General features: G+C 67.2%; 9 protein-coding genes. 6 read left to right on the top strand and 3 right to left on the bottom strand.

Annotated elements, in window-relative coordinates:
• The first annotated feature begins 509 nt into the window (after positions 1-509).
• The gene (locus tag ELR45_RS03845) at positions 510-1,208 is read left to right on the top strand and encodes a TVP38/TMEM64 family protein (RefSeq protein ID WP_129663621.1); all 699 of its coding nucleotides are present in this window, start codon (positions 510-512) and stop codon (positions 1,206-1,208) included.
• A 109-nt stretch (positions 1,209-1,317) separates the two neighbouring features.
• Here ELR45_RS03845 and ELR45_RS03850 read toward each other — a convergent pair whose 3' ends face one another.
• On the bottom strand, positions 1,318-2,712 hold the full coding sequence (locus tag ELR45_RS03850; RefSeq protein ID WP_129663623.1) for a mycothione reductase: 1,395 nt from the start codon (positions 2,710-2,712) through the stop codon (positions 1,318-1,320).
• Positions 2,713-2,964: 252 nt separating this feature from the next.
• Here ELR45_RS03850 and ELR45_RS36800 point away from each other — a divergent pair, with 252 nt between their 5' ends.
• The 3 genes from ELR45_RS36800 to ELR45_RS03865 all read left to right on the top strand — a co-directional run bounded on the left by ELR45_RS36800 (position 2,965) and on the right by ELR45_RS03865 (position 5,643).
• Positions 2,965-3,249 (top strand): thioredoxin domain-containing protein, encoded by a 285-nt coding sequence (locus tag ELR45_RS36800; RefSeq protein ID WP_338069579.1) that lies wholly within the window; start codon positions 2,965-2,967, stop codon positions 3,247-3,249.
• A gap of 29 nt (positions 3,250-3,278) precedes the next feature.
• Positions 3,279-4,523, top strand: coding sequence for a bifunctional alpha/beta hydrolase/OsmC family protein (locus ELR45_RS03860; RefSeq protein ID WP_129663625.1), 1,245 nt, complete (start codon positions 3,279-3,281; stop codon positions 4,521-4,523).
• 184 nt (positions 4,524-4,707) lie between these two features.
• Complete coding sequence (locus tag ELR45_RS03865; RefSeq protein ID WP_129663627.1) at positions 4,708-5,643, top strand: hypothetical protein; 936 nt, start codon at positions 4,708-4,710, stop codon at positions 5,641-5,643.
• Positions 5,644-5,740: 97 nt separating this feature from the next.
• Here the strand turns inward: ELR45_RS03865 and ELR45_RS03870 are convergent, their stop codons facing one another.
• Both ELR45_RS03870 and ELR45_RS03875 read right to left on the bottom strand, forming a co-directional pair.
• The gene (locus ELR45_RS03870) at positions 5,741-7,708 is read right to left on the bottom strand and encodes a copper resistance CopC/CopD family protein (protein ID WP_165367454.1); all 1,968 of its coding nucleotides are present in this window, start codon (positions 7,706-7,708) and stop codon (positions 5,741-5,743) included.
• A gap of 37 nt (positions 7,709-7,745) precedes the next feature.
• A complete protein-coding gene (locus ELR45_RS03875; protein ID WP_205855854.1) occupies positions 7,746-8,471 on the bottom strand; it encodes a hypothetical protein in 726 nt (241 codons plus the stop codon).
• 105 nt (positions 8,472-8,576) lie between these two features.
• Here ELR45_RS03875 and ELR45_RS03880 point away from each other — a divergent pair, with 105 nt between their 5' ends.
• Positions 8,577-9,503 (top strand): cupredoxin domain-containing protein, encoded by a 927-nt coding sequence (locus ELR45_RS03880; protein WP_205855855.1) that lies wholly within the window; start codon positions 8,577-8,579, stop codon positions 9,501-9,503.
• 13 nt (positions 9,504-9,516) lie between these two features.
• A partial coding sequence (locus tag ELR45_RS03885) for a hypothetical protein (protein WP_129664194.1) occupies positions 9,517-10,814 on the top strand: 1,298 nt, incomplete at its 3' end.

Raw genomic sequence — 10,814 nt, forward strand, 5'->3', positions numbered from 1 at the left:
AGATGAACAGCCCGTACACGACCGCGGCGATCAGCGCGAGGAAGACAAGCAGCCGGATCGGCCATGGTCCCGGAATCAGCCGCCATACCCAGGCGTACATCTAGCGGTCCTCCACACTTCGGATCTGCTGGCCTTCGGTTCAACGGGTACGCGCTCGTCGTCAGTTCCCGCTAGCGCACACGGATGATGTGCCCGTTCTCAGCACGTCGCCGATGAACCGGCCTTCGGAGTTCCTCGGGCACGACCAATCGGCACCCTCTAGACCGCGCGACGGTTCGTTCGCCGTCCACTGGTCGAACCCGTGGTATCGCCGTCGGACCCCTCATCCGAGCCGCCGGGTCGACCACGCTGTGAGCGCCAGAAGAGTCGCCGCGGGATGATGGACCATATATCTCCGTCTCGTCACCACGAAGACGGAACACGACGGACGGCTCCATGGCTTCCGTATGCGAGGCGGAAGCCACACCACCCCCTACAGGCGAAGTCTGAACACCGGGACGGAGGCGACGATGGGACAGGGCGATCCCGTCCCAGCCGCACGTCAAGCCCCGCCGGCGGTCTGGTTGCGGCTGGCCGGTCTCGGGGTTCTCGTGGTGTGCGGACTGGCGCTGTGGATCTTCGTCCCCGGGCTCGACGAGCGCGACATCTCCTCCTGGCTCGACGAGGCGGGCGTCTGGGGGCCTATAGGCTTCGCCGCCGGCTATGTCGTGGCCACCATGCTGTTGGTGCCGAAGAACATCCTGTCGATCGCCGCCGGGTTGGTCTTCGGACTCCCCGTCGGCGTGCTGCTGGTCTGGACTGCGGCGATGGTCGGCGCCGGTGTTTCGTTCTGGGTCGGGCGGCTACTCGGCCGCGATGGAGTGGCGCGGCTGGCCGGGCGCCACCTACACCGCCTCGACCGGCTTGTGGACCGGCACGGTGTGCTGGCGGTCCTAGGGGCCCGGCTCATACCGGTGCTGCCGTTCACGGCGGTCAACTACGGCAGCGGCCTCACCATGGTGCGGTTTCCCGCGTACCTCCTGGCCACCGCCGTCGGCATCGTGCCGGGCACGATCACCTACGTCGCGCTCGGCGCCTACGGCACACGGCCAGCGTCGTGGCAGTTCCTCCTTGCCGCAGGCGGGTTGGTGGCGCTGACCGGCGCCGGCGTGACGTTCGCCCGCGTGCGACGACGCAAGACGAACCGTCCCGATGACGAGGAAGCGTGACGATCGCTCCCAGAACATCAGTCATGTGTTCCGATGCGCGCTCGTCCAGACCGAACGTCCGCCCCGCCCATCCAGACCGAACGTTCGCGCAGGTCCTTGGCGTCAATACTCATTTCAGAGGGAGCTTGAGCAGTGCGTTCTCGACGAGCTCCGGCAGCGCCGGGTGTATCCAGTACTGCCCGCGCGCCATCCGGCGGGCGTCCAGGCCGAAGCTCATCGCCTGGATCAACGGCTGGATCAGCGTGGACGCTTGCGGACCGAGGATGTGCGCACCGAGCAGCTGCCCCGTGTCCGGGTCCGCGATCAGCTTGGCGAAGCCGGTGGTGTCCTCCATGGCCCAGCCGTAGGCGATGTCGGCGTAGTCGTGCGTGGACACGACGAAGTCGAGACCCCGGTCCTCGGCATGGCGCTCGGTCAGCCCGACGGAGGCGATCTGTGGGGAGCTGAACACCGCGTGCGGCACGAACCGATGGTCGCTCGCGACCGGCTCGTCCGGGTGCAACAGGTTGTGCTGGACCACGCGCTGCTCGTGGTTGGCCACGTGCTTCAGCGTCCACGGCGAGGAGATGTCTCCCAACGCCCAGATCCCATCGACGTTCGTCTGCTGGTACTCGTCGACCACCAGATAGCCGGTCTCGTGCGTGATGAGTCCCGTAGCCGAGACCTCGAGCTGATCGGTGTTCGGGCGACGGCCCGTCGCGAACAGCAGCACATCGCTCTCGACCACTTCGGCACCGCTGGGCCCTTCCAGGTGCAGCCGCGTGGCCGCTCCGATCTGTTCGGCTCGGACCACCTTGCTGTGCAACCGTACGTCCCACCGCTGCTGCGCGAGCTCCGTGAAACGGGCGGAGACGTCGGCGTCCTCCGCACGCAACATGGCGCCGGAGCGGGCGACGATGGTCACCTCCACACCGAATGAGCTGAACACGTGCGCGAACTCCGCGGCCACGAAACCGCCGCCGACGATCGTCATCCGCCTCGGCAACGTGTCCAGCCGCATCACCGTGTCGCTGGTGAAATACGTCAGACCTGCCAGTCCTTCGATATCCGGCACCACGGGACGCCCGCCCGCTGCGAGCACGATGCGCTCAGCGGTGATCGTCTCCGGCTCTCCACCATCGTTCGGGCTGATCGTCAGCTGCTTGTGCCCGGTGAAGACGGCGTCGCCCCGGTAGACCGTCACGTTGCGGTTGTCCTCATGGGCGATTCGGTACTCCTCGCCGGCGTCGGCTATCGGATCGATCCGGCCGAAGATCCGGTCCCGGACATCCGGCCAGCGCACCCCGTCCAACGTCTCGTCCACGCCCAGCCGGGCCGCCTTCCCCGGTGTCGCCGCGACGTCCGCGGTGTGCACGAACATCTTCGTCGGGATGCACCCGACGTTCAGGCACGTACCTCCGAACCGCGCCCGCTCCACCAACGCCACGTCCCATCCGGCGAACCGTTCGTCCAGCACCGAGTTCCCCGAACCGGTGCCGACCACGACCAGATCAAAATGCCGCATCGCCTCTACCTCTCGTCTCTCGTTCACATGTCACGCTTCGCTTCTGATTCATCTCACGCTGCCCAACGCCTGCCGCGGAACGGATATGCGCACCCTGTCACCTCGCTGACACTTCCCGCCCGCTGATCAGGCGACCTGAGGGCTCGCCAGGGTTCCCTGGACTGCGGAATCTACCGACATTCTCTCGGCCATGACCTCGATGATGTCGGTAGACTCCGGTACCTATCCGGGCACCGTGTCACTTGCGCCTCGCTGAGGTGCAAGCTCGACCGTGCGGGTTTGACCGCTCGAAGGATCGACATCTGGCAGGATCCCCGGGCCGCCGCGTTCGTACGATCCGTAACCGACGGCAACGAGACCGTGCCGACGGTCGTCGTCGCGGGTCAGGCCATGGTCAACCCGCACATCGACGCAGTGAAGGCCGCGCTCCGGCAAGCCGCACTGGACACCGATCAGTCACAAGCCGTGACAGCGGTGCACCCTCCGGCGCAGACTGCGTGGCAGCGGGTGCGTAGCACACTTTTCGGCTCCCGATGAGCCCGAAACAGACAACGAAGGGGCAGGCGATGGCGAAGAGCCGGAAAGTGACGTTCGCAGGGACCGGAGGCGAAGCGCTGGCTGGCCGGCTCGAACTGCCGGCCAGCCAGCCGCGAGCGGCGGCACTATTCGCTCACTGCTTCACATGCGGCAAGGACGTCGTGGCGGCCTCGAGGATCTCGCATGCGCTGACCGAACTCGGGATCGCCGTGCTGCGTTTCGACTTCACCGGACTGGGAGAGTCCGACGGCGAGTTCGCCAACGCCACGTTCAGCTCGAACACCGCCGATCTCGTCCGTGCCGCGGATCACCTGCGCATCACCTTGGCCGCGCCGAGCCTGCTGGTGGGGCATTCCCTCGGTGGGGCCGCCGTGCTTGCCGCGGCCGAGCAGATCCCCGAGGTGCGCGCGGTCGCGACGATCGGAGCTCCCGCAGACCCGGCGCACGTGGTCGACCTGTTCGCCGCGGACCGACCGGAGATCGAATCCGCCGGCCAAGCCACGGTGCAGCTGGCGGGCCGACCGTTCCGCGTACGCAGGGAGTTCCTCGATGACATCTCCAGCCAACCGCAGACGGACCGGATCGCCACCTTGAACCGGCCCCTCCTCGTGTTGCACGCGCCTGGTGACAACATCGTCGCCGTCGATCACGCACGCCGGATCTTCGACACCGCGCGCCACCCGAAATCCTTCGTCAGCCTCGACGACGCCGACCATCTTCTGAGCAACCGCGCCGACGCGGCCTACGCCGCCACCGTCATCGCCGCCTGGGCCGACCGATACCTGCCCGCCACGCCGAAGCCCACGGACGACGCGCAGAACGAGCCCGGCACGGTGATCGTCGCCGAGACCGGCACCGGCACCTTCACCCAACGGGTCCAGGCCGGCTCGCACCTGCTCATCGCCGACGAGCCACCCGCCGTCGGCGGCGATGATCTCGGCCCGACCCCGTACGGCCTGTTGCTCGCCTCGCTCGGTACATGCACGTCGATGACGATCCGCATGTACGCACAGCGAAAGAACTGGCCGCTGCGCTCGACCACCGTGACGCTGCGGCACAGCCGGATCCACGCCGGGGACTGCGAGAACTGCGAGACGACATCCGGCATGCTCGACCGCATCACCCGCGAGATCGAGCTCGACGGCGACCTCAGCGACGAGCAGCGCGCCAAGCTCCTCGAGATCGCCGACAAATGCCCGGTGCACCGGACTCTCCGCTCTGAGGTGGTCATCGACACCGTTGCGCTCGAGCCTGACGCGGAGGCAGCTCAATGATGACCGAGGCGCTGCCCGAACCACCGCAATCACGTCGTCATCGACGCGCTGGTCGGATACAGCTTGCGCGGTGAGGTCTGTCTAACACGATACGGCGCCACATCGCGGCAATTAGCGATATATCGCGCTCAGTTGCTGCCACTTGCTTCTTGTATCGCGGTGACAACGTGACTAGAGTGTCGGCGTGATCACTACCGCGCACGAGGCGCTGCACCGGATCTTCCAGGACGACAACACCCTGTTCAGCCGCGCTTTCAAGAGAATTCTCGGCGTCGACTTTCCCACGCCTCGCGCGGTATCAGTCCTGACACCCGACCTCACCGAGATCAAGGCGATCGCCCGGCACGCGGACACCATCCTGCTCGTCGAGACCGACGAGCAACCGCACATCCTCATCATCGAGTCCCAGACTCGCGACGACGAAAGCAAGCGATACAGCTGGCCCTACTATCTCGCCTACCTGTACACCAGATACAAGCATCCCGTGACGCTACTGGTGGTCTGCCCAGACACCGCCACCGCTACGTGGGCTCGCGACCCCATCCGTGTCGGATTGCCCGGCCACCCGTCACAAGTCACCTACCCATGGGTGCTCGGACCGGACAACGTTCCCGCCATCCTCGATGCCGACCAAGCTGCCGACGACGTCGTGTGGACGGTGTTCTCCGCTCTCACCCACCGCCTTGACGACAACGCCGGCGACGTCCTCAGGACACTGGCCGACGCACTCGACGCCATCGACGACGAATCTGTAGCAGGGTACTGGGCCGAGTTCACCGAGATAGGATTGGGAGACACGGCCGCACGCAACATCTGGAGGGATCTCATGTCGAAACTCACCTATCACTACCCCTCCCAGCTGCGCCTCCAAGGCCGCGAAGAAGGCCGCGAAGAAGGCCGCGAAGAAGGCCGCGACGAGGGCCGAGCCGAAGCGATCCTAGAAATTCTAGCGGCCCGTGGCATCGACGTCCCCGATGAAGCGCGCGCCCGCATCACCGAATGCACCGACCACGACCAGCTACGGACCTGGATCCGCCGGGCCGCAACCGCCAGCACGATCAACGACCTCTTCGGGCAGACGGACGGCGTTGCGTTCGGGACCGTCGATCACGGTCGATGATGCGGCCGCATCATCCGCGCTCGAGCCGGTGCACCAGCAGTCCTAGGAGCGCTCCGAAGGCGGCCGTGGCCGCCTACGGCGCCACGGCGTGCCTCCCCTATTCGTAGCTGTAGGTGCGTTCGATCAGGTGGTTCGGTGAGACGAGGGTCTCCTGCAGCAGCCGCCCGTCCGGGGCGAGTGTTTGCCGGACGTAGATACTCTCCGCGCTGATCGCGAAGCCGATCTCGGTGGTGTCATCGTCGTCGTTGAGGATGGTCGGGGCGTTGATCACACCGGAGCGATAGGGCTGTAGGTCGATGAAGTCGGCGCCGTCGGTGCGCATGCCGTCGCTACGGAAACCGGGCGGTGCGGTGGAGTCACTGCTGACGGACTCGACGAAGGTGAACTCGGGCTCGTCGTCCATGGTGTCCAGCATCTGATCGAAGATCTCTTGGGCATCCCGGGCCGGCCAGGGGACCTCGAACGTGGCCTCATCGCCGGTCCAGCCTTCGGCCTGCACGTCAAGCTCGACCGTGTTGGCGCCGACTCCCCACCGGGCAGGGCTGACGAAACAGCCGGACCCGCACGGTCGCAGGTCCAGGGTGGCCTCGTCCCCGCCGGGACCGGTCACGGTGCCGCTGACATCGAAGTCGTGCCCGACTTTGGGATCCCACTCGGGCAGCCGTAGGCGGAGCTCAAGCTGCCCTTCGCTGGCGACGATGCCGGTGGTGACATGCCCGGCCAGAGTCCCCAGACGTACAGTCGCCCCGCGCGCCGGTGGAGGGTAGGCCAGTCCCTCGGTCGCGTCGACAGGTGGCGCCGCGGAGCTGAGCAGGCCGCTGGCCGCGAGCACCGCGATCAGGGCCGGCCACTCGACCCGGGTGAGCCTCATAACGGCGGGGGCCGCACGGGGGCGACGAAGCCTGCGCCGAGCTGCGAGAGCCAATCCCGTCACGACGGCGACCAGGGCGAGCTTGACCAGCAGGATCTGCCCATACGTGGTCGACCACAGGGAGTCGAGGGCAGGCAGCATGATAATAGCGGCGGTGGTGCCGGTGGTGACGACGACGCCGTACAAGAGCAGCGCCAGCAGACCGTACTCGACGAACAGCGCACGCGCCTGGCCGGCCCATCGTCGCCAGCGCCACGCAGTGCGTACAACATGGAACAACGCTCCGACCCAGATCGTCACCGCGGCCAGATGCACCATGATCGTGGCCGACCCCCACGGCGGCGCCTCGGTCTGAACATGGCTGCGCAGCCCTTCCGCAACGATGACGACCATCAGCGCAAGCGCCATGACCCGGCGGAACGGACCCGCCGCAGCGAGGATCGCCGTCACCGTGAATGCGGCAAGCTCTACAAGGATGAGACGGCCCGCGGACGACTCGATCAGATCTCCCGGTGAACCGTTCACAATCCCGTCGAGGATGTCTCCACGGCCGAGTGAATGCACAGCGAGGCCAAAGCTGGCGACGACGCCGAGCAGGCTGCCCTGCAACAGCCACGGCCGTGGCGTGTCCAGGGCCTGGTCGGGACGAGCCATCCCCGCACGGCGGCGGGCCAGCGCATCACCAACCAGACCGCCGAAAGCCAGCGCGAGAGCGACGAACAGCCCCCAACGCAGCATGGCCGCCGGCCCAAGCCCAGGTGTCTGAGCAACGGACGGATCAGCCGTAGGAGCGGTGACATCCCCGACGCCGAAGCCGAAGGTGCCGGACACGTCATGCCCATCAATACCGGCGACCTCCCAATACACCGTGTAGCGGCCCTCGGCCAACGGCGAGCCGGGCTCAACGGTGATCCTCGTGCCGTCCTCGGACACCCGCGGCTCGCTCGTCTCTACGTCACCGCGCGCCTGGCCTTCCACGCTGATCTCGTGCACGGTGACACGCTCGTCGAAGACCAGGCCGATCTCCTCCGGGGGCGCGGTGATGCTGTAGCCGGCCTCCGGCAGCGTCGTGACCAGCGTCGGATGCGCCGCGGCCGGCTGGGCCAGAATCACCATGCCCGCCACGACGCCGGCCGGCACGGCCAGCAGCCTCAGCGCTGCCACGGCCAGGGGGAGGCCTGCCTTTCGCAGCACACGGCGATGGCCTTGGGAGGCAACGCTCATTGCTGACTTACTCGCCCTCGGCGAAATCGAAGCTGTCGGGAACGTCGACGTCCTCGTCGGGTGGGCCGTAGACGAGCGCGATCTGGCGATGTGACAGGAGCTCGATGTCGGCCGGATCTCCACTGACAAGCTTGCCGTCGACGTAGGCGCGCAGCGTGTTGGACTCGTCCGCCTCGAGTCCGCCGATACCGTCCTCGTCCAGACGGACGTCCCATTGAGCGAACACCTGGCCCAGGGTGTACCGGGCGCCCCGCTCCGGTGCCTCAACGTGCAGCACCCCGCGCTCGTCGTGTGTGTGCAGCTCGGACATGGCGGTGCCCGCGGGATGGATGCCGAGGTTCGCCGGAAGCACGACCGGCTCACCGTTGACGATCACGTCGAGGTGGGCGTGAAAGTGTGCGGCCGTACCCTCCATCGGCTCAACCTGCAGTCCGGCGTTCTCCGCCAACGGCACCGGGTCCGCGGGCAACGACCACGGCGGCTCGGTCTCACGCCCGTCGGCCACGACCGTCGGCAACGGGGTGTCCGGCTCCGGGTCGTCGCGCTCGTTGATGATCCCCCACGCAACTCCGCCGACGGTAAGCGCCAGTACGAAGCCGGTCGCGGCCACGATGAGCCGGCGCTGGCGGCGGTCGCGTTGCTCTTCTTCGCGGCGCATCGCCGCCACACGTTCTCTCGAGCCGAGCCGCTGCTGGGCGCGGCCCTTCGGCTCTTTCGACGATCGAGACGACACCTCGAGACCTCCATGCGACGGGTGGTTGGCTCTCCGATACTCTACCCAAAGACCTAAGTTCTTTAGGTGTAGTGATGCCTACGTCAGGACTGGAGAACGATCGCGATGCGTGCCCACTCTCGACGTGGTGTCCGTCGAGCCGTCCTGGCCACTCTGGCGGCCGCAACCGCACTGGCCGCCTGTGCAAGCGGAGCGGACGACCCCAGTGCCCCGGTCGACAACACCTCCGAGGCCGGACAGAGCAACGGATCGGCCGGACGGCTCTTGGAGGAGACGTCGGCCGATGGACACCAGCTGCGGGAAGCACCCGGCCAGGAGGCCCCGGGCGTGACGATGGAGGTGACCGAGGATCCCGCGTCCGGGTGGAACATCTATCTCGACGCGGAGCATTTCACATTCGCGCCGGAACGTGCCGGTGAGGAGGCACGCCCAACCGAGGGGCATGCTCATCTCTATCTCGACGGAGAGAAGATCGCCCGCCTGTACGGGGCGTGGTATCACCTGCCGGCTTCGGCGGTGCCGGAAGGCGAGCACACCTTGATGGTCCAGCTGAATGCCAATGACCACACCGCCTGGGCCGTCGATGGCGCGGCGGTGTCGGCCGAGACCACCATCGCCTCCACAGGTGACGACGGCTCCGGGCATCAACACGACCACAGCGACCATGAGGACGGCGATCCGCCCGCAGACTCTGGCGACCCGTCGCCGTCTGATACGCACGAGCCGTCGGACGAGACATCGGCCCCGCCGTCCGATGCGGCGCCTGACACGGACGTGAGCGTGCAGATCGGCATCTCCGGCGGTGAGGTGTCGCCATCTCCTGGACGGACGCCCGTCGCGCTCGGCGACACAGCGCGGATCGAGGTGACCAGCGACCAACCCGACACGATCCACGTCCACGGCTACGACATCGAAGCCAACGTGGGCCCTTCCGACCCGGCCGTGCTGGAATTCGTCGCCGACCAACCTGGCCTATTCGAGGTCGAGACGCATGACTCAGGTCTCCTGCTGACCCAACTCGTGGTCGAGTAACCGTCTCGACGCAATGCACACGACAGAGGTATTCGCCCACGGCGTCGGGGGACGCCAGGACCTCCCGATCCCGCTCTCGTTCGCCGTGGCCGGCGCGGCGATCGCGGTCGGGCTGTCGTTCGTCGCCATGGCCGTGCTCTGGCGACGCTCCCGCCTGACGGGAGACTCCGCCGGCCAGCCGATTCCGGTCACGCTTCAGCAGATCGCGGACAGCGCCGTCACCAGGGCCACCCTGCGCGTCGCCGGCCTCGCGGCGGCAGCCTTCGTCGCCGTCGCCGCCATCTTCGGGCCCGACGATCCGACCAACCCGACCGCCGGGTTCGTCTATGTCGTGTTCTGGGTCGGGCTGGTACCGGCCTCGCTGCTGTTCGGCCCGGTTTGGCGGTTGCTCAACCCGCTGCGAACGGTCCATCAGGGCTTGGCAGCCCTGGTTGGGATCCGGCCCGAGCAAGGGATACGAACCTACCCCCCGTGGCTCGGCTACTGGCCCGCGGCGGCCGGACTCCTGGCCTTCACGTGGATGGAGCTCGTCGCGCCCGACCGCACAGCCTCGGCGACGCTGCTGCTGTGGTTCACCACCTACGGGGTCGTTCAGCTGCTGGGCGCGCTGACCTTCGGCTCAGGCTGGTTCGACCGGGCGGATGCTTTCGAGGCCTACTCGGCGCTCATCGGCCGGCTCGCCCCACTCGGCCGCCGCGACGACGGCCGCCTGGTGCTGCGCAATCCGCTCGACGGGCTAGACGGAGTGCGTCTGGAGCCCGGTCTCGTCGCCGTGGTCGCCGTATTACTCGGCTCCACGGCCTACGACAGTTTCTCCAACGCCCCGGTTTGGGTCCAAGCCATGCAGACGTCGTCCCTCTCCCCGACCGTACTCGGCGCGCTCGGGTTTTCCGGCGCAATTCTGCTGGTGGCCGGCGCGTTCGGTCTCGGTGTGTCCGCTGCGGGCAGGACGGGCGCGGCAGGTCACCGACGACTGCCGACGGCGTTCGCCCACTCCATCGTGCCCATCGCGGTGGGCTATCTCATCGCGCATTACTTCTCGTTGTTCCTCTTCGAGGGCCAGCGCACCATCATCTTGGCCTCCGATCCGTTAGGCACGGGAGCGAACCTGCTTGGAACGGCCGACCGACAGGTCGATTTCGCTCTGGTGACGCCGGGCACGATCGCTCTCGTGCAGGTGCTGGCGGTCGTCACCGGCCACGTCGTCGGTGTCGTCGCGGCACACGACCGCGCCGTGCGGCTCTTCCCACCACGTCGGGCTGTCCTCGGACAGCTCCCGCTGCTCGTGTTGATGATCGCCTACACCGTCGG

This window comes from Phytoactinopolyspora endophytica (assembly GCF_004138495.1).
Taxonomy (GTDB): domain Bacteria; phylum Actinomycetota; class Actinomycetes; order Jiangellales; family Jiangellaceae; genus Phytoactinopolyspora; species Phytoactinopolyspora endophytica.